Origin of the sequence: Streptomyces bacillaris (assembly GCF_003268675.1) — a bacterium.
In the GTDB taxonomy this organism is placed as follows: domain Bacteria; phylum Actinomycetota; class Actinomycetes; order Streptomycetales; family Streptomycetaceae; genus Streptomyces; species Streptomyces bacillaris.
The window spans coordinates 4,207,602-4,229,323 of the sequence record NZ_CP029378.1; the positions used below are offsets into that span (position 1 = coordinate 4,207,602).

16 protein-coding genes and 2 pseudogenes are annotated in these 21,722 nt (G+C 69.9%); 5 read left to right on the forward strand and 13 right to left on the reverse strand.

Translation table 11 applies throughout. The features are described 5' to 3' along the window. The first annotated feature begins 3 nt into the window (after positions 1 to 3). Positions 4 to 1,560 carry an MFS transporter gene (locus DJ476_RS18210; protein ID WP_112491042.1) on the forward strand — a complete coding sequence of 519 codons (1,557 nt, stop codon included), beginning with the start codon at positions 4 to 6 and terminating at the stop codon, positions 1,558 to 1,560. A gap of 35 nt (positions 1,561 to 1,595) precedes the next feature. On the opposite strand, the gene DJ476_RS18215 is transcribed toward DJ476_RS18210, so the two are convergent. The 3 genes from DJ476_RS18215 to DJ476_RS18225 all read right to left on the reverse strand — a co-directional run bounded on the left by DJ476_RS18215 (position 1,596) and on the right by DJ476_RS18225 (position 4,515). Beyond that, positions 1,596 to 2,264 carry a response regulator gene (locus tag DJ476_RS18215; protein ID WP_112491043.1) on the reverse strand — a complete coding sequence of 223 codons (669 nt, stop codon included), beginning with the start codon at positions 2,262 to 2,264 and terminating at the stop codon, positions 1,596 to 1,598. Then, positions 2,261 to 3,364: a sensor histidine kinase gene (locus DJ476_RS18220; protein ID WP_112491044.1), complete on the reverse strand. Its 1,104-nt coding sequence runs from the start codon at positions 3,362 to 3,364 to the stop codon at positions 2,261 to 2,263. Before DJ476_RS18220 ends, DJ476_RS18215 begins: the two co-directional genes overlap by 4 nt. Positions 3,365 to 3,570: 206 nt before the next feature. Then, positions 3,571 to 4,515, reverse strand: a complete 945-nt coding sequence (locus tag DJ476_RS18225; RefSeq protein ID WP_162638743.1) for a UbiA prenyltransferase family protein — start codon at positions 4,513 to 4,515, stop codon at positions 3,571 to 3,573. Positions 4,516 to 4,668: 153 nt separating this feature from the next. On the opposite strand from DJ476_RS18225, the gene DJ476_RS18230 reads away from it, so the two are divergent. Next, a complete protein-coding gene (locus DJ476_RS18230) occupies positions 4,669 to 6,789 on the forward strand; it encodes an AfsR/SARP family transcriptional regulator (protein WP_318294730.1) in 2,121 nt (706 codons plus the stop codon). 28 nt (positions 6,790 to 6,817) lie between these two features. Here DJ476_RS18230 and DJ476_RS18235 read toward each other — a convergent pair whose 3' ends face one another. Further along, complete coding sequence (locus tag DJ476_RS18235) at positions 6,818 to 7,576, reverse strand: SDR family NAD(P)-dependent oxidoreductase (protein WP_103419363.1); 759 nt, start codon at positions 7,574 to 7,576, stop codon at positions 6,818 to 6,820. Positions 7,577 to 7,665: 89 nt separating this feature from the next. Next, complete coding sequence (locus DJ476_RS18240) at positions 7,666 to 8,250, reverse strand: TetR/AcrR family transcriptional regulator (RefSeq protein WP_103419362.1); 585 nt, start codon at positions 8,248 to 8,250, stop codon at positions 7,666 to 7,668. 238 nt (positions 8,251 to 8,488) lie between these two features. Here DJ476_RS18240 and DJ476_RS18245 point away from each other — a divergent pair, with 238 nt between their 5' ends. After that, entirely contained in the window at positions 8,489 to 9,304 is an 816-nt protein-coding gene (locus DJ476_RS18245; RefSeq protein WP_318294731.1) for a response regulator transcription factor, read from the forward strand. A gap of 50 nt (positions 9,305 to 9,354) precedes the next feature. Beyond that, complete coding sequence (locus DJ476_RS18250; RefSeq protein ID WP_318294732.1) at positions 9,355 to 9,903, forward strand: ATP-binding cassette domain-containing protein; 549 nt, start codon at positions 9,355 to 9,357, stop codon at positions 9,901 to 9,903. Here the strand turns inward: DJ476_RS18250 and DJ476_RS35650 are convergent. Next, positions 9,785 to 10,066 (reverse strand): annotated as a pseudogene (locus DJ476_RS35650) (hypothetical protein); the annotation flags it as partial. The gene DJ476_RS18250 and the pseudogene DJ476_RS35650 sit on opposite strands and share 119 nt — an antisense overlap. A gap of 204 nt (positions 10,067 to 10,270) precedes the next feature. Between DJ476_RS35650 and DJ476_RS18260 the strand changes: the two are divergent. After that, positions 10,271 to 10,956: pseudogene (locus tag DJ476_RS18260) on the forward strand (DUF1932 domain-containing protein). A gap of 290 nt (positions 10,957 to 11,246) precedes the next feature. Here DJ476_RS18260 and DJ476_RS18265 read toward each other — a convergent pair. The 7 genes from DJ476_RS18265 to DJ476_RS18295 form a co-directional block, all read right to left on the reverse strand. Further along, a complete protein-coding gene (locus tag DJ476_RS18265; protein ID WP_318294733.1) occupies positions 11,247 to 12,002 on the reverse strand; it encodes a hypothetical protein in 756 nt (251 codons plus the stop codon). Positions 12,003 to 12,014: 12 nt separating this feature from the next. Further along, the gene (locus tag DJ476_RS18270; protein WP_112491048.1) at positions 12,015 to 16,763 is read right to left on the reverse strand and encodes a putative T7SS-secreted protein; all 4,749 of its coding nucleotides are present in this window, start codon (positions 16,761 to 16,763) and stop codon (positions 12,015 to 12,017) included. 3 nt (positions 16,764 to 16,766) lie between these two features. Next, entirely contained in the window at positions 16,767 to 17,414 is a 648-nt protein-coding gene (locus DJ476_RS18275) for a hypothetical protein (protein ID WP_103419354.1), read from the reverse strand. Beyond that, positions 17,411 to 17,842 carry a hypothetical protein gene (locus tag DJ476_RS18280; RefSeq protein WP_103419353.1) on the reverse strand — a complete coding sequence of 144 codons (432 nt, stop codon included), beginning with the start codon at positions 17,840 to 17,842 and terminating at the stop codon, positions 17,411 to 17,413. Before DJ476_RS18280 ends, DJ476_RS18275 begins: the two co-directional genes overlap by 4 nt. A 384-nt stretch (positions 17,843 to 18,226) precedes the next feature. Beyond that, positions 18,227 to 18,838: a TetR/AcrR family transcriptional regulator gene (locus DJ476_RS18285; RefSeq protein WP_112491049.1), complete on the reverse strand. Its 612-nt coding sequence runs from the start codon at positions 18,836 to 18,838 to the stop codon at positions 18,227 to 18,229. Positions 18,839 to 18,898: 60 nt separating this feature from the next. Further along, on the reverse strand, positions 18,899 to 19,615 hold the full coding sequence (locus tag DJ476_RS18290; protein WP_112491050.1) for an ABC transporter ATP-binding protein: 717 nt from the start codon (positions 19,613 to 19,615) through the stop codon (positions 18,899 to 18,901). Continuing rightward, positions 19,612 to 20,739: an ABC transporter permease gene (locus tag DJ476_RS18295; protein WP_112491051.1), complete on the reverse strand. Its 1,128-nt coding sequence runs from the start codon at positions 20,737 to 20,739 to the stop codon at positions 19,612 to 19,614. Before DJ476_RS18295 ends, DJ476_RS18290 begins: the two co-directional genes overlap by 4 nt. Positions 20,740 to 21,722 lie beyond the last annotated feature (983 nt).

The window sequence follows — 21,722 nt, forward strand, 5'->3', positions numbered from 1 at the left end:
CGCGTGTCCCTGACCCAGCGCACCGACCCCCCGGTCCCCCCGGCGGCCCCCGGCCCGGCCTCCGGGGCGGGGCCGGCCACCCGTACGGCCGCCGTCTTCACCATCGCCGTGTCCATCGGCGGAGCCTTCCTGGCCCAGTTGGACACCACCATCGTCAACGTCTCGCTGGCCGACACCTCCGCCCGCTTCGGCCCCATCGCCCAGGTCCAGTGGATCGTCACGGCCTATCTGCTGGCGCTGGTCGCCCTGATGCCCGCCGCGGGCTGGCTGGCCTCACGCTTCGGCCCCCGCCGGACGTTCCTGGTCTCCCTCGCGGTCTTCGCCCTGGGCTCCGCGGCCTGTGCCCTCAGCCGTACGCTCCCCGAACTGGTGGCCGCCCGGGGCCTGTCGGGCGCGGCGGCGGGGGTGCTGACGCCCGTGGCGACGATCCTGCTCACGAGCGGTATGCCCCGCGAACGGCTGGGCCAGGTCCAGGCGTTGAACGGCAGCGTCATGCTGATCAGCCCCCTGCTCGGCCCCACCGTGGGCGGCCTGCTCGTCCACGGCCTGGGCTGGTGGGCGGTCTACGCCGTGAACCTCCCGCTCTGCGCGGTCCTGCTGCTGGTGGCGGTGCGCAAGGTGCCCGTGGACGCCCCGGCCGCCCCGGCCGCCGCGGCCGCCCCGGCCGCCCCGGGCGGACCGGCCGGAGAGGGCGGACAGGGCGGGGCCCGCCGTCCCCTGGACGTCCTCGGCCTGATCACCGCCGCCGCCTGCACGGTCTGCGTGGTCCTGGCGGTGCACGCCTTCGCGGGCACGGGCGGTACGGGGGCCACGGGCCTGCTCACCGATCGCGCCTTCCTCGTGCCGGCGGCGCTGTCCGTGCTGAGCGGGACCGTCTTCGTACGCCACCAGCTCCGCACCGCCGCACCGCTGCTGGACCTGCGGCTCTTCGCGCACCGCGTCTACCGGACCGCCGCGACCAACATCTTCTGCCTCGGGTTCGTCCTCTTCTCCCCGATGATGCTGATCCCGCTGTACTTCGAGTCGGCGCGCGGTGAAAGTGCCGTGACCACAGGGCTGTTGATGTCGGCGGGCGGTACGGGGGTGGTCGTCGCGGGGCTGGCCTGCCGCCCGATCATGCGGAAGATCGGCGGCGGCACGACCGTCGTCATCGGGATCGTGCTGACCATGATGGCGACCGTGCCGCTGACGATGCTGTCGGCCACGACGTCGTACGTCGTGCTCTGCGCGGGTCTCGCCGTACGCGGCCTGGGCACGGGGCTGACGATCGTCCCGGCCATGACCCGGGCCTTCGAGTCGATCGAGCCGCGCTCCATCCCGGACGCCTCGGCCCAGCTCAACCTGGTCCAGCGGATCGGCGGGACGTTCGCCCTGGCGGTCGTGACGGTGGTGCTCGACCGGGCGGCACACGCCCACCACGGTCTGGTACCGGCCGCGTTCGCGGACTCCTTCGGCTGGCTGCTCGCCGTCTACGCGTTCACGCTGATCCCCGCGGTGGCGCTGCTGCTCGCCGACCGCCGCGAACGGTCCCTGCGGGCGGCGTCGGCGGCACCCCAGTAACGACGGCCCAGTGACGGCAAGTTGGCAACGGCGGCTCAGTAGCGGCGCCGCAGCGGCTGCACCCGGTTGACCGCGTCCAGCCGGGAGGAGGCGCCGAGCTTGTCGAAGATGTTCCGCAGATGCCGCTTGACCGTGCCCTCGGTGATGCCGAGGCGGGTGCCGATCTGCCGGTTGCTGAGCCCCTGGGCGACCAGCTCCATCAGCTCCCGCTCACGGAGGGTGAGGGAGGCGGCGGGGTCGGGCTCCTGCTCGGGGCCGGGGCCGTTCGACGTACGGGGCAGGAACATCGTCGTACCGCCGGCCATGGCGCTGCGGATGGCGGCGACGAGGACTTCGCGCTCGGCCTCCTTGTGGAGGTAGCCGACCGCTCCGGCGGAGAGCATGGAGTCGATGAGGCGGCGGTTGTCGTGCATCGTCAGGACGATGACCCTGGCGTCGGGCGCCGCCTGCTGGATGGCGCGCAGGTTGGCGAGCGGCCCGGGCCCCGGCATCTCGACGTCGAGCAGGACCACGTCCGGCCGGTGGAGCCCGGCCATGCGGACCCCGCCGGGCCCGTCGTCGGCCTGGGCGACCACGGTCAGCCCGTCGTACAGCTCCAGGAGTTCGCACAGTGCCTCGCGCAGCAGCCGGTGGTCGTCCACGGCGAGCACCCGTATGTCCCCGCCCGGCCCGGCCCCGGCTCCCGCCTCCGCGCCCGTGCTCATCGCACACCCCCGACCGCGCCCCCGGCACCACTCTCGCGGTCGCCGTCGAGGGGGAACCGTACCTGGACGCGGGTCCCCCGCCCCGGGCCGCCGATCAGCTCCAGGGTGCCGCCGAGCGCGGTGACCCGCTGCCGCATGGCGGTCAGGCCGGTGCCCTTGCCGTCCCGGCGGTGCGGCAGCCCGACCCCGTCGTCGGTGACGGTGGCGTGGACGGCGTCGGGGAAGATGCTGACGAGGACGTCGATATGGCGGGCGCGGGCGTGCGTGAACGCGTTGCGGAGGGCTTCCCGTACGACGAGGAACAGCTCCTGGCGGGCCTGCTCGGGCAGCCAGGACTCGTCGCCGTCGATTCGGGAGCTGACCTCGGCGGGCCGGTCGGAGGCGGCGGCGCTGTAGGCGTCGATCTCCTCCTTTAGCCCGTCGTGCAGCTCGTTGACCCGCAGCCCGCTGACCATGGAGCGGGTGAAGCCGAAGACGTCGCGGAGCGCGTGCCGGGCGTCCGCGAGCCGGTCGCGCGTCGAGGTGACGCCCTTGGCCCGCTCGGCCTCGTACAGATCGAGACAGCGCAGCGCCAGGCTGATGCTGCTGCCGATGTGGTCGTGGAGATCGCGGGCGAGCTGGTGGCGGCGGGCGGTGGAGACCTCGCCCACGTCGCGCAGGGTGGCCGACTCGTAGCCGATGGCGGCGGCGCTGACCCGGGTGAAGATCGCCTCGTGGAGCATCCGTACGGCGCTGAGACAGCGCGGGAGCGTGATGTCGGCGGGGAGGCGCGCGGCCGCCTCGGTCATGGTGCCGACGCCGGCGTCGAACAGCACGCGGGCCGCGTGCACCGAGTCGATGGGCGGGACCTTCTCGGAGGAGCGCTGCACGCCGAGCGCCATCGAGGCCAGCTCGGCCTCCTGGGCGACCTCCACCGGCGCGCCGTGGAGGGCGTCGACGCACTCGCCGAGGATCTGCCGGGCCTGCCTCTCGCAGGAGGCCCACAGCTCCGGGTGGAGCACGAGCGGGTTGCCGGCCTCGCGCAGACCGTGGGCGTACCGGGCGACGGCGGCTTCGACGAGACCGGACCGGTCGGCAGCCGCATCGGCCGGAAGTGCCACGGCACGCGCCCCCTCACGCTCACACGCTCATCGGGGGAACGGTCGGTCGGGTGGTCGGACGGCGTGATTCCCCACGCTCACCCGCCCTGCGAGATCATAACAACGAACTTCGAATATGACGATATGGCCAAGAAAAGAACATTGACCCCATAGGGAACGCACAGCGACTCCACAGAGCCTCACGGCCCCTTCGGATGCTCAGGCACTCAGGCCCACAGAAGCGCGCCCAGCGCGGTGAGATGGACGGCGTACTGGGTGACCATCCAGCTCCGGTACGGGGCCCGGGGCCGGTCCCTCCGTACAGTGACGCAGTGCCCGGCGACGCACAGGGCCCCCACGGCGAAGACGACCGCCGCGGCCTCCAGCGGCAGCTCCCGTACCCACACCGCGCCCGCCGTGAGGATCAGGGTCAGCGCCACTCCGGAGGAGGCGCAGAACCGCCGGGCGGTGTGCTCGCCCCGGACGACGGCCAGGGTGCGCCGCCCGGCGAGGGAGTCGCCCCGGGTGCTGCCCAGGTCCTTGGCGACGGCGGCTATCAGCCCCACGCCGAGCGAGAGGACCACGGCGAAGACGGCGGCCTCGGCGGTGAGCGCACTGCCGGAGGCGGCGATTCCGGCGAGGTACGTCGTCCCCGCGGCGGCGCAGGTGACGGCGGAGGCGGACCAGGAGCGGCACTTGGCAGCGATGGAGGGGGCGGAGTAGACGTACCCCAGGACCAGGAAGACGGCGGCGGACTCGGCGACCTCCCACCCGGCGGCACAGCCGAGGACGAGCCCGGCCAGGGCGGTCAGGGCCACCGCCCGCCGGGCGGCCGACTCGCCCAACTGCCCACTGGCGAGGGGTCTCCCGGACCGGTTGGCCCGGTCCTCGCGCAGGTCGCTCACGCCGTTGAAGATGTAGACGCTCACCGTCGCCGCCCACCAGGCGACCGCCCCGAGCAGCAGATGCACGAGGTCGACGCGGTGGTGTGCGGCGGAGGCGGTCAGCAGCGCCCCCGTGACGAACCGCAGCACGAACATGACCTGCACGAGCGGACGCGCCTCGCGCAGACAGTTCCGGACGGTACGGGCGACGGGACGCAGCTGGCCGAGACGGCCGAGATCCGTAGGAGCGGGGGCGGGAGAGGATTGCGGTACGAGAACCTGGCTCATAAGCATTGAACCTAAGGCTGGAATATCCGGTTCCGACGTGTGTCTTTGGAGGTACGACGTGTTCCCTCAGGGGTACGCGCATTGAATACGTACGACCCGCCGACCTAGCGTCATCAGCGTCGCAACCACGCTGTACGACGCGGAACGCCGGGGGTGAGGGAATTGGAGTTCGCGGTTCTGGGGCCGCTGGAGGTACGGGATTCGGGGGCGCCGATCCGGCTCACCGGAATGCGCCGCCGCCGGCTTCTGGCCCTTCTTCTGCTGCGTTTCCCGCATGCGGTGGCCCGGGAATCCCTGGTGGACGCCTTGTGGGAGACGCCACCCGCCTCCGCCCGCCAGCAGGTGCACAACGCGATCCGCGACCTGCGCGCCGCCCTGACGGCGACCCCGGCCACTGCGGGGAGCGGCGCCGGGTCCACCACGGGCAGCGGCGTCCTGGCGACGACAGCCACCGGCTACCGCCTGGACGTCCCGCCCGGAGCGGTGGACGCGCACCGCTTCACCGAGGCCGCCCGCGCGGCGCGGGCGGCCCGACGGGAGGGCCGGGAGGCCGAGGCGGTGCGGCTGTTCCGCTCGGCGCTGGACCTCTGGCGGGGCGAGGCCTTCGCGGGCATCGACTGCCCGGGGGTGACCGCGGCGGCGGCAGGCCTGGAGGAGGAACGCCTCACCGCCATCGAGGAGTTGACGGACCTACGCCTGGCCGCAGGGGAGTCGGCGACGCTCGTGGCCGAACTGTCGACGCTGACCGCCGCCCACCCCCTGCGCGACGCCCTGCGCGGCCACCTGATGCTCGCCCTGCACCGCAGCGGCCGCCAGGCCGACGCGCTGGCGGTCTACGACGAGGGCCGCCGCCTGCTGGCCGACGAACTGGGCCTGGAACCGGGCCGCCACCTGCGCCGCCTGCACACGGAGATCCTGACGGACGCCCAGGAGGAGCGAAGAACGCCCAAGCCCCCCACCACAGACACCACCCCCGCCACGGACGCCCCCACGCCCACCCGTCAGGCGATCGAAGACCACCACCGACCCACGCACCACAGTCACCACGGGCACCACAGTCACCACGGCAATCACCTCCCCCGCGACCTCCCCGACTTCACGGGCCGTACGGCGGAACTGGCACTGCTGAACAGCGAGACGGACGCCCACCACTGCACCACCCCCCTTACGTCCCCCGCCGCACCGAGCACGATCGTGATCGACGGCATGGGCGGCATCGGCAAGACGACCCTGGCCATCCACTTCGCCCACCGCCGCACGCCCGACCACCCGGACGGCCAGCACTACATCGACCTGCACGGCTTCACCCCGGACCGCGACCCGCTCACCCCCGAGGAGGCGCTGGGCATCCTGCTGCGCTCCGACGGCGCGACCCCCGAGGAGATCCCGGCGGGCCCGGCCGAACGCGGCGCGGCCTGGCGCTCCCGCCTGACCGGCCGCCGCGCCCTGCTGGTCCTCGACAACGCCGCCGATGCGGCCCAGGTGACCCCGCTCCTCCCCGGCGCGGGCGACACGCTCACCCTGATCACCACCCGCCGCAAGTCGGCGGCCCCGGACGGCGCGCGCAGGCTGACGCTGGGGGCGCTACGGCAGGAGGAGGCGGAGACGCTGTTCCGCCGGGTGGCGGGGGAGTCCCGTACGTACGAGGCTGAGGGGAACCCTCGTACGGACACGGCCGAGGAGAAGACCCGTACAGACGCATCCGCAGGGGAGCCCCGTACGACTGGGCCCGCAGGGAAACCCCGTACGGGCACGTCCGCAGGGGAGCCCCGTACGACCGGGCCCGCAGGGAAACCCCGCCCAGCCACCTCCCTGGCCCGAACGGTCACCCTCTGCGGCCACCACCCCCTGGCGCTACGCCTGGCGGCGACCCGCCTGCGCGACCGCCCCTCGTGGACGGTGCCGGACCTGGCGGACCGCCTGAGCACCCCGGAGGGCCGTACGGCACTGCTGCGCACGGCGGACCGGGGCCTGATGCCGGTGCTGGCCCTCTCCCGCACCCGGCTGCCCGCCGAGGCGCAGCGGCTGGCCCACCTCCTGGCCCTCCACCCGTCGACCACCCACGACATCGCGGCGGTCTGCGCGATCACAGGCCTGGCAGCCCCGCTGGTGGAGCACCTGCTCGACACGCTCCTGGACCACAACCTGGCGGACGAACCGGCCCCCGCCCACGTAGCGCTCCCTCTCCTGGTACGGGACTGCGCCCAATCCTGGACACCCCCGACAGAGCCCCAACTCCAGACAACCGCACGCCTCTTGACGGTAGTGGCCTGACTGCCGGCGCTCCATCGAGGCCGGGCCTTCAGGCGGACGCCCCACTGTCGACGACGAGATCGGTCCCGACGGCGGCACCGGCACCGTCCGAGGCGAGGTAGAGCACCGCGGCCGCCACCTCCTCGGCCTCCGCGACCCGCCCGAGCGGGTTCTCCGACTTCACCCGCTCGGCGCGGTCGGCCTCGGTCTCGCCGGGCATCAGGGACATGGGCGCGGCGGAGGCCCCCGGGCTGACCGCGTTGATGCGGATGCCCTGGTGGATGTGGTCGAGGGCGGCGGCGCGGGTCAGGGCGGAGACGGCGGCCTTGGAGGTGATGTAGGCGGCGGCGTTCGGGATCCGCAGATGCGCACCGAGGTTGGAGGAGATGTTGACGATGACGCCACCGCCGTTCTCCTTCATATGGGCGATCTCGTGCTTCATGGCCAGCCAGACGCCGGTGACGTTGGTCCGCAGCACCGCGTCCCAGTCCTCCTCGCTGACCTCCCCGACGGGCCCGGCGCCGCGGAATATCCCGGCGTTGTTGACGGCGATGTCGAGCCCGCCGAAGCGGCTGACGCTCTCGCGTACGAGATCACGGACCTGCCCGGAGTCGGTGACGTCCACGGTGACGGCACCGGCCTTACCACCGCCCGCCTCGATCAGCCGGACCGTCTCGTCGAGGGAGGCGGCGGTGCGGCCGGCGGCGACCACGGAGGCACCTTCGGCGGCGAAGGCGAGCGCGATGGCACGGCCGAGACCGGACCCGGCGCCGGTGACGAGGACGGTCCTACCGGTGAAGCGGTTCATGACCCGACAACTCCTTTGACTGCGGCGAAAAATACTGGACTGATCGATCCATTATCGAGACAGAAGCAAGCCACCCCAGGGCGCGCTCCTCACTCCAGCAGACTCAAGGCCTGCTCGACCGCGTCCCGCACCCGGGCGGTATCGCCGGACGCCTTGCCGACGACCCGAACCCCCTGCAGCAGGACGAGCACCATACGGGCCAGTGCCCGCGGGTCACGCCCCTCGGCCAACTCGCCCTGGGCCTGCGCCCGTACGAGAGCGGAGTGCAGCAGCGTCTCGAAGTGGTCCCAGCTCGACTCGACCCGCCGGGCCGGCGCGGTTTCGTGCGGGGCCAGTTCGACGGCGGTGTTGGTGACCAGGCACCCCTTCAGCCGCACATCGTCCGCTACGGCCTCCGCCGCGAACCGCCGCACCACCGCCCGCACCGCGGGCAACGCGTCCCCCGGCTGCGACAACTCGGCGAGCAGCACCGCGTCGCGCCCCTCGGCGTAGCGGTCCAGCGCCTTCAGGTACAGCTCGTGCTTGTTCCCGAAGGTGGCGTAGATGCTGGCCCGCCCGATGCCGAGGTGCTCCACGAGATCGGCGATCGACGTCGCCTCGTAACCGCGCCGCCAGAACAGCTCGAGGGCCGACTGCAGCGCGGCATCCGGATCGAACTCCTTGGTCCTGGCCACACCGGGGACCGTAGTCCAATCAAGAACGACCGGTCAATAACTTCCCCGGTGGACCCGGCGTGCTCTAGATCCGGCCAGATCTGGCGCATATATCACCATCAATCTCTTCTGCCTGCAGATATGTTCTGAATCGGTTGATACTGGTCATGGGATAGTGGAATCCAAGCTCGGCGCACCGCCCTGACCAGGCAAGTGCCACCGGGCTCGGCGAGCGCAGAGTTTGCACAACGGGGGAAGAGTGAACGAGTCGGACATACGCGTGATGATCGTCGACGACGAGGCCCTGATCCGCGAAGGGCTGAGACGGATCATCGACGCGTTCGCGGGCGTACGCGTCGTGTCGGTCTGCGCGGGGGAGGCGGCAGCCGACCAGGCGGAGCAGTGGCAGCCGGACCTGGTCCTGCTCGACGTCAGAATGCCCCACTGCGACGGCCTCAGCGTACTGACGAACCTGCGCCGGCTCGAACATCCGCCGGTGGTGGCCATGCTGACCACCTTTGATGTCGAGGAGTATCTCTCGGCCGCGCTGCACGGGGGAGCGACGGGATTCCTCCTCAAGGACACGGCTCCGGAGCAACTGGAGTACGCCATCAGGGAGTTGGTCCAGGGCGGCAGCGTGATCGCTCCCCGGGCGGCCCGTACGGTGATCCACGGCTATGTGAACCGGGAGAACCAGGAGGGCCGGGAGAACAGGCAGACCCTGGAGGACCGGAAAAGCCCGCTGGGCAGGGCGACCGCCGCGGCGGAGAGCGCCCGGCCGGTCTCCTTGATTCCCGCGCGGACCGGTGGCGGTGCCGACCCGGTGGGAGCCGCGGTGCGACCGGCGGCGGAGAGTCTCACGACCCGGGAACGGGAAGTGCTCGAGCTCCTCGCCGAAGGCCTGTCCAACACCGAGATCGGCAAGAGGCTCTACATCGGCACCACCACGGTCAAGGACCACGTCAGCGTGCTGCTCGGGAAGCTGGGGGTGGCCAACCGGGTGCAGGCGGCGGTCCGGGCCCACCAGCAGGGGCTGGTGGGCAGCGTGACGGCAGGCATGCGACGCACTGCGTGATCCGCAGGAGACACCGCCGTCGGCCGGGACTCTCTGCCGAGCAGGTGGCCGTGGCGTGCGCGCTGGGCGAGCTGCTGACCGTACTCGACGACTTCGGCGTGCTGGCTCTGGCCGTGTGCGCCCCGGCCCTGCTCGCCCTGCCACTGCGTCGGCGTCTCCCACTGACCGCGCTCTGCGCCACTCTGCCGGCCGTCGCCACCTGGCACCTGCTGCTCCCGGTGGAGAACCTGTCCTTCCGGGTGGAACCGGGGAAGGTCACCGGTTTCCTCGGACCCAACGGCGCCGGCAAGTCGACCACCATGCGGCTCATGCTGGGACTCGACGCCGGTGAGGGCGAAACCCTCTTCGACGGTGTCCCCTACCGCGAACTGGCCGAACCCGCGCGCCGGGTGGGGGCGATGCTCGACGCCCGCTCCTTCCACCCGGCCCGGACGGCCGTCAACCACCTGCGGATGCTCGCGAAAGGGGCCGGACTGCCGGTCACCCGCGCCGCAGCAGCGGCAGGTGATCAGGCCGGGCGCCGAGGCCGGCTTCATCACTCGGATATTCCGGCAGGTCGGACAGAGGAAAGAGGAGCGCGGTACCACGGAAGGCCGTGAGATGCGCGATGCGGTCGCCGGAGAACTCGACCACCTGGAGCGCCCAGGGCTCGTAGCCGGTCCCGCCCGTACGGCGCCGGTACTGGCCGAAGGCGGGCGGGCCGTTCGCCAAGGCCGGGACGAGCCGTGATCCGCGGCGGCGGCAGCAGCCGACGGCCGGGCCGGCGTGACCGCCGGTCTGTCCGTACAGGGTTCGTCTCCTGCACGGTACCCATGACGCGGCGTTCGCGTGGGACGAGCTGCCGGGGCAGGGAGTGCCACGGCCGTGCCGCCACCAGGTGCCGAGCCCTTCGCCGGTGCTGCCGGGTGACAGCGGATCATGTGGATGAGGAACTCCTGCCACGTCGTATCCCGTCGGAGGCAGCCCATGACCACCGTGACAGTCCTGCACCCTGGGGCCATGGGCGCGGCGGTCGCCGCCGAACTCGTCCTCGGCGGTCACGAGGTGCTGTGGCGCCCGAGGTCCGGGGCGAGGACACGTGGCATCGCCCGACGGAGGCCGGCGCCACGCCCTGCGACTCGCTCGCGGAAGCGCTGTCCCGAAGCGCGGTCGTTCTCTCGGTGTGCCCACCACAGGCGGCGGAGGACGTTGCGGCGGCGGTGGCCGCGCACGGTTTCGCGGGGGTGTACGCCGATGTCAACGCCATCAGCCCTCAACGCGTACGGCGCATCGCCGACGAGATCCGCCCCGGTTCCGCTTCCGCGCTGAAGATGGCCTTTTCCGGCTATCAGAAGGCCGCTCGCACTCTCGCCGGAGTCGCTCACGCGCTCGCCGACGCCCATGGAGTCGGTGATCAGCTCACGGCCGAAGCCGAGGTCGTGATCTCCGCGATCCTCTCCGATCCTGAGTACCTGCCGAGCGTGGCCGCTCGAGCCTGGCGCTGGGCACCCGAGATGGAAGAGGTCGCCGACACCCTTCGCGCGGCTGATCTGCCCACGGACATGGCCGAGGCCACGGCTCGGGTACTCGCCTACTGGGAGCAGGACAAGGACCAGTACGACCTGCCGGTTGCGCATGCCCTCTCCCGGCTCCGGACGGAAGGGAACAGCTGACTCGTTGGCGCTGAGGGGAGCGACATCGGGCAGGTCCAGATAACGAACAAGCCCCGGCCGTCGACCGGGGCTTCATCATGGAGCGGGTGACGAGAATCGAACTCGCGCTCTGAGCTTGGGAATACAGGGGTGCCTGGGCTACCAGATGGGATCTGACTTGCGCTTTCCCGTTGGACGAGGTGTATGGCTAAGCGCTCTGGAAACCGTACCTGACCGCTGTTGTCCGCTCCGCTGGGCACGGATGGGGCACGGCCGCTGAGGCAGAGAGGCAAACGAGAGACCTGCCTCGCTCACCAATTCTCGTAGTCCTCGATCAGGCGGGCCACGAGCCGGTGGAGTATTGCTGCCCTGTTCAGGTCCTCCCGCTGTTCGCGCAGGGCTTGCTCAGTCGTTCGGAGTCGGTGCCAGGCGTCCGGTTCCTTGTCCATCACGTTGTCAACCAAGGGCCGGGTGATCAGCGCGAGGCACTCGGCCAGCCGCAGCCTGGTGGAGGGCGCCGGCGGCGCTGGGTCGGCGACGGCGTACCCGGTCGTCAGGTACTGGACGGGATCGTTCAGACTCCAGCCCACTACCGCACCCGCCTGGACCATGAGAGCCAGGCCGGGGGCGATGCCGAGCCGAGCGTCCAGCGGATCGTCGAGGACCGCGAGATCCCGCAGGCAGGTCAATTCAGTCGCCTCGGGGTCGCAGTACAGCACCGTTGTCTGCGCGAGGGAGAAATCGCGTACCTCTTGAGCCCGGAGGCTGCCGCGGACGGCCCGAGTCTCGGCCGGCAGGCGGACGCCGACCTCTGGCGGGGCTGACACGGCGGGCAGGTGCAGCCCCATGCCGACCAGTTCGCGGCTGGTGTTGTCGAAGAGGACGTCGTCGTTCTCCGATCCCAACCACTCCTGGCTTCCGAAGGTGCGGGGGAGCAACTGCTCGAATCCCGCCCGGTCGGTGAACTCACCCAGAAGCAACTGAGGGATATCCAGGGCGAGGCGCGGAGGGGTTGTGAGAGGCGTGTCCGTCACCACGGCTCGAAGGCTGTTCAGAGCGATTTCCACAGGAGTACCCCCTCACCGGATCTGCTCGGCGGGCGCCATCGTGCCGCCCCGGCTGTCCGGAATGTTGCCGTTCACAATATCGTCATGGGTTACTGGCAGGCCGGGGTCGTCAGCCGAGCCACCGAATGCCTTGGCGCCGCTTTCTCCTCTGATTCCCGACGGACCGTACGCGGTGATGACGTCGCCCGCGCCTGCCCCCGGCCCCTTGGTGATCACGACGTCTTCCCCTTGCCGGAAGGTGAGGTTCCCTCGTTGCCCCTGGGAGTGGTAAACCGCGTCGGGATTCTTGAGGATCTCCAGCACACGGTCGTCGCTGAACGCATGCCGCGTGTCCGCGTGGTAGTTGGCGGACTTCCTCATCTTCCCTCCCTGGGCCCGCTCGACCACCTGGTCGGAAACCTTCCGGGCCCTCTCTCTCGGGCACTTGGGCATGAGGCCCAGTGGGTCACACCAAGTGAAGGGGTTGTCGACGTAGGCGACGGGGTTGGGCCCGGGTGCCAGGCCGAGGGGGTCGGGAGAGACGTAGCGACCTGCTTCCGGATCGTAATGGCGGAAGAGGTTGTAGTGGAGTCCGGTCTCCGGGTCGTAGTACTGGCCGGGAAAGCGCAGAGGAGTGTAGGCAGTGCTCTTTCGGGACCAGGCAGTGGTGCCCCAGACGGTGGTGCGCGTACGCCAGGCTATGGTGCCGGCCTCGTCGACGAGTTCGGTGGGGGTGCCGACGAGATCGGTTGCGATGGCGAAGAACCGCCGGTCGAACTCCTCCTGACGGGTGTCGGCGCTCAGGATGCGTTCGGTCTGGGCGAGAGGAATGCCGCTGCGGTGATCCCATGTGAGGACTACGGTATGCGGCAGATCTGGGTCCCGAACCGTCTGTTCGCAGAGAGTGAGGCCATCCCAGGCGAATGTGACCTCTTCGACGACCGTCCTGCCGTCGGCGCACAGACGCTGTTTCGCGGTGCGGCGCCCCAGAGGGTCGTACCGATAGCGCCATCGGGTGCCGTCCGGGGTGATCACTGAGGAAAGACGGCTTTCGGCGTCCCACACGTAGCGCCAGGTATCAGGCTTGCGGGAGAGCCGGGTTCGCTGCCGCAGGGTGACGCGGCCGAGAGCGTCGTACTCGAAACGGGTGTTTCCGGCCCGGATGAGCTTCGTGCCGTCATAGGACCGAATCCCAGCTCCCTCGGTACCCGGATGCGTGGCGGGCCAGGTGGCTTCGGTCTGGTTGCCGTCGGCATCGTAGACGTAACGCTCCGTCCAACCCTGCGCGTGCACTGCGGTGATGCGGCCGACCGCGTCGAGGCCGAACGTACGAGGGCCCGAGAGCCGGTCAGAGAACGTGGTGATGTGTCCGTCCGAACGGTAACTGTAGCTGCGGCTGTTGAGCGCGCGGCCATCGGCGCTGAGGTGCTCCGCAGAGAGTCGTCCCCCGTCGTCCCACACCGACGTGACGGTGAGGGAGTCGCCGTACTCGCGCGTTGTCTCCCGCCCCGCGACATCGTGGGTGAAGCCGACTCGGCGGCCCCCTGCGGTCAGGTGCTCGGGTCGTCCACCGTTGTCGTAGGCATACGTGGTTACGTGCCCTGTGGGTGTAGTTCGGCGGGTGCGGCGGCCAACGGCGTCGTATGCGTAGGCCATGGCGTGTCCGTCCACCAGCTCGGTTTTCACCTGGCCCCGTCGGTCGTAGCGGTAGAGGAGTTCGCTGTCCGGTCCGGACGCCTGCAGAAGGCGTCCGGCCTGATCGTAGGAGTAGGTGGTCACTCGTCCATCGGCGTCCTTCTCGACAACTCGACCGAGTTGGTCACGCTTGAACGAGATGGTTTGACCGAGGGCGTCGGTGCGGGAGCTGAGCTGTCCGCAGGCGTCATAGCGGTAGGACACGGTGCGCCCGTCGAAGTCCCTTTCCGAGATCATGCGGCCGGCTGCGTCATACGAGTAATTCCACGTCAGTCCCTGGGGGTTGATGACGTGGGTGAGCTGCAACCGGGCGTCGTACCGGAATGAGTACCGGACTCCGTCCGGATGGGTTCGGCTTACCGGCAGGTCGAAGTGGGTGTATTCAAAGGATGAGACACCGCCGACCGGATCGGTGTAGGTGAGGCAGTTGCCTTCCCCGTCGTATGTCCACGACTCGGTCACGTCACCCGGGGCTGTCCGACAGCTCAGGCGGCCGTCCACATCCCACTCAAGTCGAGTTTCGGCGCCTGTCGGATCGGTGATGTGTACCGGGCGGCTGAAGGCGTCGCGCAGCACCAGGGTGGTGGATCCGGCCGGGTCGGTCACCTCCGTCGGCATACCGGCAGCGTCACAACGAATGGTGCTGGTCGCTCCCAACGCGTCGGTGACCGAGGTCGGCCGGCCCTGCCCGTCGAGGACCCAACGGGTGGTCTGCCCGGCCGCGTCGGTGATCGCTATCAGGTTGCCCTGTTCGTCGAACTCCTGCAGACGGCGCGCGCCGTCCGGACCTCGCGATTCCGTCCGGCTTCCCGATGGGTCACGTTTCGTCGTCAGCTGACTGCCGTCCGGCCGTGTGACGGTGAGCGCATGACCGTGATCGTCGTACGTGAAGGAGGTGACACGGCCGAGCGGGTCAGTACGGCTGAGCTGTCTGCCGTGTATGTCGTATGTGAATCGGGTGGTGTGGCCGAGTGGGTCGGTGGTCGCGAGGACGCGGCACCTGGCGTCGATCAGATGCCGGGTGGCATCACCCTCAGCAGAGGTCAGGGTGGTGACGCGGTTGCCTGTCACGGGGTCGGGGCCGCCGTAGGTGAGAGTGAGCTTGACGTGCCCGGCCTCACCTCCTGCTGCGATCACTCGGTCGCGCCCGTCGTATACATACGTGTATCGGCTCCGGTTGGAGTCGACCCAGGCTGTTATCCGGCGGTCTTCGTCGTACTCAAAGGTCAGAGTCGCTCCGGACGGTTGGGTGACGGTGGAGAGGTTGCCGGATGCGTAGCCGTAGCTCTTGATCGGTTGGACCGTTCCTGCTCCGTCCAACAGACTCAGCCCGGTGACCCGGGCTTCGGCCGTGGTGAGGACAAGGTGATGGCCGGCGGAGTGGATGAGTTCCTGTGGTGTGCCATCGTCGGTGCGGTCGATGCTGATGGTGTTGTTGTTGCGGTCGGCGATCTGGACGAGCCAGGCGGTGCCGTCTTCGCCAGGTTCCGCCGCAAGAGGTGCTGCGAAGTGCTTGGTCAGCTGGGTCTCGGGGTCGGTCAGCGTGTAGTCGCCGGTTCCGTCGCGTTCCAGGATGCTGCGTGATGTCCCGCTCTGGGGTCGGGTGGGCAGGCTGGGGACGGGGTGGGGGTAGGTGATCAACAGTCCGTCGTCGGTGACATGGATGACGCCGTTGGCGTCGATCTCCAGACGTTCGTCGACGGTTGAGGACCAGGTGGGGCCGAAGAACCGGCCGGCTGTGTAGCCCGATTCCACTCGGCGGGTGAAGGCGAGTGGCAGGTTCCCAGGAAGCGATACGTCGGTCTGCGGGAGGAACATACGGCCGGACGCCAGGTCGACCGGGTCGGTGTCGTCGGTGATGCGCTCGTCGTCACGACGGTTGTGGGTGCCTTCAGGCGCATTGCGCTCCAGCTTGCGCGCGTCTGAGGCGACATCGGCGGCCTCCTTCACCACCCGGGCCCCCTTCACGCCTGCCCCCGCCCCGCCGGTCGCGACGGTGAGAGCGGCGTCGGGGAGAAGCCGGCCGAAGCCTTCGGCGGGGTCCTTCATGAAGTCGTCGAGCATTTGCTTGCCGGTGCCCCAGGGGTCGTTGGCGACCCGGACGAGCCCGGCGGCGGTGTTGTTGAGCGCGAGCCCGTACTCGGCGGGGTGGGTGATGTTGTACAGATCCATGGGATTGACGCTGCGCGCGAAGGTCAGAATGCCTGCCGCGCCCTTGACGACGCCGCCCGCGAGATGGGTCTTGATGACCTGGTACTCGGCGAGCCCGTCCATGGCCTGCTCGGCGTAGCGCGGCTTCCGCGGGGCGGCGTCCCGGGCCGCGGTCACGGCCTTGCGGGCAGTCTCGGCGGCGGTGTTGCGCTGTTTGCGCGCCTCCGAGAGCAACTCCTGGGCTTCCTTCATCCGCCCGGTGCCCGGATCGCTGAAGGTGCCCGGCTTGGGCGGCAGGGTGGAGGGGTCGCGCTCGTCGGCGGGTTTGGCGTTGTAGGCGTCGACGGCCTTGTTGTACGTGGTCGTCTTCTCGTTGTACGCGTCCCGGGCCTCCTCCGACGCCTTGGTCCCGGCCTTCCACTTGTCGATCGCGGTCTGCGCCTGCCCCTGGGCCCACTCCACGGTCCCCGCGAAGGCGTCAAGCGCGGCGGCCGCCTTCTCGAAGGCGTCGGCGGCCTTGAACCACTTGGGCGGCTCGACCGATACGGAGTTCCGGAACGCGTCCGCCGCCTGACCCTTGAGCGCGGACGAGTCCACGCCCTTGAGCCCACCGCCGACCTTGTCGAACGCGCCCTGGAGCTTGCGCAGGTGGGTGGCGGTGGACCGGATCTCGGACGGGCTGCCGTAGATGAGCTTGGTCTTGTCCTCGGTCTGCCCGAGGTCCATCTCGTCGACCTCGGCGCCCATCCGGTTCGCCACCGACCGGGACTTCTCCCGGACCCAGTCCGCCCCGGACTCCCAGCCAGCGTCCTCCAGCCGGTCGCCGGTCCAGTTCCCGGCATCCTCGACCCGGTCACCGACCCACTCGACACCGTCCTCGACCACGTCCTCGACGACGTCGGGCGTGATGTCCCGGACGAAATCCCCGATCCCCATGACCTAGTTCCCCCCGTCCTGCTCCTGCTGTTGGGCCCGCTGTTCCGGTGAAGGCCCGAACGCCTCGTCCACGGACCGGTCGAACGCCTCCTGATCCACACCGAACAGCTCGTTCAGCTGCTCCGCCTGCCGCCCCCCGTTCCCCTCGGTGACGAGCGCCCGCCCGGTGTCCTTCCAGGTCTGTCCGGCCTCGTCCGATGCCCGCTCGAACGACTCGCGGCTGTAGTCCGGACTCAGGTAGTCCGGGGTGAACACATCGCCCCAGTCCTGCTGGACGATCTCGTCTTCTGAGGCATGCGGATTCCCCACGCCCGCGTTCACGGCGATCTTGAACGTCCCGTGGACGTACTGGTCCTCCTCCCACACGATCCCCGCCGCGAGCCCCAGCTTCGCCGCGATGGCGTTGGCGTCCTGGACCAGCGCGCGGACGCCCCACTCCCACCGCTCGCAGAAGTCCTCGAAGTCCACCGACAGCCCGTGGTGACCGGCTTCCATGCCGGTCATCGACAGGTCCGAGAGCCCCTTGCCGAGCACCGCGCCGGTACCGGTACCGATCTCCCTCAACTCGGCAACGGCCTCACGCAGCCCGCTGGTGATCTGCTGAACACTGACGGGATCGACGTTGAGGTCTTCCGCCCCCGCACCGCTCACCGCTGCTGCCCCGCGCCCGGGACGTCCGCGTCGACGGCGACGGCATCCGGCACGATCCCCACCACCGGCGGAAACAGCATCGATCCGTCCGGGTCGGCCACGTTCACCGCGACGCCGGCCGGCACCCCCATGGCCGGGATGACCTCATCCAGCAACCGAGCCCCCCGGAACACGGCATACTCCCAACTCCGCGAGGCGGCCCCGGCCCCCTCCACCACAGCCCGCTCCTCCGCGAACCGGGCCAACGCCGCCTCATCGGTGAATCCGCACACCCACCGCACCCCACCGAACTCCGCGGTCCACAGCCCACCGCGGTCGAACGGCACCAGCACCAACGTCCGCCGCAGCTCACCCACCAAGGCCCTCGGGTCACCGACCCCGGCCCGCCGCTCGGCTATCCGCTCCACCAGCGCTGCCCCGTCACCCACTGGAAGCCTCCCCCGTACACGAGTCGTCGCCCTTCACTTCCGCACACGCTAGGACACCACGCCCACCCGCAACCACGCGGTTCCAGCCGTCCCCACAGCCCCACACCACGGACCGCCGCCGAACACGAAGAAGGCCCCGGTCGGAGACCGGGGCCTTTCTGAAAGAGCGGGTGACGAGAATCGAACTCGCGCTCTGAGCTTGGGAATCAGCAGTGCTCGGGCTGCCAGTAGGGCTATGAACTGCGCTTTCCCGTGAGGAAGCTTGGACTGCTGTGGTCTCTGGAGGCTGTACCTGACCGTTGTTGTCCGCTCTGATGGGCACGGATGGGGCACGAGGGGAGCGGTGAATCGGGCCCTGCCAGGGGGTGGGCCGGCGGGAGAGCTTCAGGCCACTTCCTCCGGTGCGCTGATCGTGCCGTCGGCCGGGGTGAGGCAGCGGCGCACGAGTGCGAGGGTTCGCTGTGTGACCGTATCGAGAGGGGTCCCGTTGTCGACGGCGGCCAGGGCGGTGTGCAGCATTCCGGCGATCAGGTCAGCCGTGAGTGCGGGCTCGGGAACGCCGAGTTCCCGGACAGCAGCGCGGAACGGTTCGACCTGCTCCAAGTGGAGCTCCATCAGACGCTGTTGGCAGGCCGGAGGAAGGCCGACGTTCATGAGGGCGACGGCGGGGCGGTGTGCGCCATCGGCACCGAGGCGGAGGCTTTGCCGGAAGAACGCCTCAACGCGTTCCAGCGGGCCTTCCGCAGCGGCCAGGGCCTGGGAGAGTGCCTCGTTGGAGCGTCGGAAGGCTTCTTCCGTGATGGTGGACAGGAGGGCGGCCGAGGAGTCGAAGTACTGGTAGACGCTGGAGCGGGCCAGACCGGCGCGGGCGCCGACCGCCGCCGGTGTGACGGCGGTGGCGCCCTCGTTGACCAGGATGTCGATCGCCGCCCCGATCAGCACCTCGCGTTGCTGGGCGCGGTGCTCGGCGACGGTGGAGGCGTTGATCTTCGGCATGCGGGGCGGGCTCCTGGAGCGGCGGGCACTGCGGGGGAGGGTCCCGGCCCGCGGCCCCGGTCAGGACAGGCGGCCGTCGACCATCTCGTGGACCCGGTCGGCTGCGTCCATTATCGCCGTGTCGTGGGTGACCATGACCGTTGCCGTGCCGCGCTCGTGGGTCTGCTCGGCGATCAACCGTACCGCCTCGGCTGAGCGCACCCGGTCCAGCGCCGAGGTGGGTTCGTCGACCAGCAGGACGGCGGGAGAGGTCATCAGAGCCCGGGCCAGGCCCGCTCGCTGGCGTTCACCTCCGGAGAGCTGGTGCGGGCGAGACCCCGCCCGGGGCGTTAGCCCGACCGCCTCGATGAGTTCGTCGGCCCGGGCCCGAGCTGCGGCGTCGAGACGGCCGTCGATGTGTAGAGGCAGCAGGAGCTGTTCCCTGACGGTGAGGGAGGCCAGCAGGTTCGACTGCTGGAAGACGAAGCCGATGTGGTGGCGGCGGGTGGCGGTGCGTTCCTTGTCCGGCAAGGCGGTCAGCTCGGTGTCGGCGATGCGCACGGTGCCCGAGGTGGGCCTCTGGAGGCCGCCTGCGACAGCGAGGAGGCTGGATTTTCCAGACCCGGAGGGGCCGACGACGGCGACGAACTCGCCCGGGGCTACGGTCAGGCCGACATGGTCGAGGGCTGTCACTGCAGCGTCACCGTCACCGAGAGTGAGGGTGACGTCATCCAGACACAGTCCGCTGGAGCTCGCGGTGGCGGCCGTGGCCTGGTGGCCGGTGGTGGGTGTGATCATCGGGTGGCTCCCAGAGCTGTCAGGGGGTCGACGGCGGTGATACGGCGGACAGCGACGGCTGCGCCGACAGTCCCGAGGACGATGAGGAGGCCGGAGGAGGTCGCGATGGCCGGAGCGGAGAGGGAGAAGGGCGCCTTGCCGATCATCGTGCTGCCCAGGGCCAGGCCCACAGCGGTGCCGACGGCCGTGGCACCGATGAGTACGGCGACTACCTGGGCGAGCGCATCGCGCAGGATGTATCCCGTGGGAGCTCCCAGTGCCTTCAGCAGGGCGATCTCGGCTTTGCGCTGCACGGTCCAGACGGTGAAGAAGGCGCCGACGACCAAGGCCGAGATGGCGTAGAGGAAGCCCTTGATCAGGGCCATGGTGCTCGACTCCGCCGTGTAACCGGGAGACGCGCCGAAGGTGGCCTCCTTGGTGTCGGCACGGGTTCCGGTCGCCTTCGTCACGGTGGCGACATCGGTACCCGGCTCCAGGGTCAGGGCGACGGCCGTGGCTTGGCGGCCTGCGGCTGCGGGCAGGTCGCCCGGCAGGCCGTAGTGAAGGTGCCGCCAGGTGTCGAGGTCGGCGTAGGCGACACCGATGTGGCCATAGGAGACGGTCTCGTCGACCAGCCCGACGACCTCCAGTCGCACCTCGCTCTTGTCCGCCGTCAGAATGTCGCCGACCTCCACGCCGAGCTCTGCGATTTCCCGGGTGATCACGATGCCCGCACCACCCTCCCTCAGGCCCTCACCTTTGCTGGGGCTGGGGGCGAGGGAGGAGTCCGGTGACATGCCGAAGACGGCGAGGTTGACCTGTTCGCCCTTCTTGGCGCCCTGGGTCACCTGTGCATTGGCCAGGGTGTTCCCGAAAGGCTCAGCCCGCTTCACCCCCGGAGCCTCGGACCACGCCCGCCAGTCCTCCTGCTCGACGGTCGAGCGGGAGAACTGCTCGCTGGTCGCTTTCTCGTCGAAGGCCATGTGCGTCACGGGCAGCGCGCGGAGACCGGACACACCGGCATCCGCCAAACCGGAGGCAAGCCCGGACAGGAGCACACCGAGTACGGCGATGAGCGCGACCACCGCGCCCATCAGTGCGAAGCGACCGCGGGCGAAGCGCAGATCGCGTAGGGCAAGGAACACGGGGAACTCCGAGCGATGGAAGGGACGGGGCACGACGACCGGACTCACCTGCCCTTTGCCGGAACTTGACGACAGGTGCGTCGGCATCTTATCGAATGTTATCGACGCACCTGTCGGTACGTTGTGGCGAGTGCGTTGGCCGCTCCCCGGCAGAACTGTCGCTTGGTGACTGGCTCTCCTGCACGGCACCGGAGTCGGGCGCCATAGCCCTGGCAGCCGCCGTGCGCCCCGCCGGGGGCGCACGGCGGCTGCATCTCGACTGATACGCGAAATAGGGTCCGGACGCACTGCCGTCCGTGGGGGCAGGAGAAGCCGTTCTGGCGTTGCCCCACTGGTGAAACGGAGCGGGGTGCGGGTCGAGGTCGGCCTGGCGGAGACCTTCCGCTCCTGCGATTCCGGCTCACCGGGCACATGCCCGCGTCCCGTTCCGGGGGGCACGATGCTCCGCGCAGGGGCGGTCTACCGAGCGGGCCGCGCTGATCTACAGCACTCCTACACCGACCGGCGGCGCGAGGTGGCCACCGGCCTCGAGCGGCTTGTAGTGCCCGGCGCACGGCGGCGGAGTCGCAGGCATCTGGCACGCGACACCGAGACGGGTCCAGACAACAAACAAGGCCCTGGTCTCCGACCAGGGCCTTCGTCAAAGAGCGGGTGACGAGAATCGAACTCGCGCTCTGAGCTTGGGAATCAACGGTTCTTGAACGGCAGTAGTCGCTCTGACCTGCATGTTTGGCTGGATCGGTCGAGGCTGTGGTCTCTGGCCACCGTACTTGACCGCTGCTATCCGCTCCGAAGGGCACGGATGGGGCACGAGGGTGATCGATGCCGCCGTGCCGTGAGCGGGGAAGCGTCACCGTGCTGGATCAGGCGCTTGCCGTCGTGCGATTTCACCCCTGGCGATACGGGCGGTCGGCGGACCGCGTCTCACTGCGGTCAACAGCGAGGCAATGTGAGGTACTAAGGTACCGTAGATGTGGAGGTGG

Bases quoted from the DNA above. Each gene is read 5' to 3' on its own strand.
- DJ476_RS18270 (WP_112491048.1), bottom strand. From the start codon at position 16,763: ATGGGGATCGGGGATTTCGTCCGGGACATCACGCCCGACGTCGTCGAG.
- DJ476_RS18215 (WP_112491043.1), bottom strand. From the start codon at position 2,264: ATGAGCACGGGCGCGGAGGCGGGAGCCGGGGCCGGGCCGGGCGGGGAC.
- DJ476_RS18290 (WP_112491050.1), bottom strand. From the start codon at position 19,615: ATGATCACACCCACCACCGGCCACCAGGCCACGGCCGCCACCGCGAGC.
- DJ476_RS18225 (WP_162638743.1), bottom strand. From the start codon at position 4,515: ATGAGCCAGGTTCTCGTACCGCAATCCTCTCCCGCCCCCGCTCCTACG.
- DJ476_RS18285 (WP_112491049.1), bottom strand. From the start codon at position 18,838: ATGCCGAAGATCAACGCCTCCACCGTCGCCGAGCACCGCGCCCAGCAA.
- DJ476_RS18235 (WP_103419363.1), bottom strand. From the start codon at position 7,576: ATGAACCGCTTCACCGGTAGGACCGTCCTCGTCACCGGCGCCGGGTCC.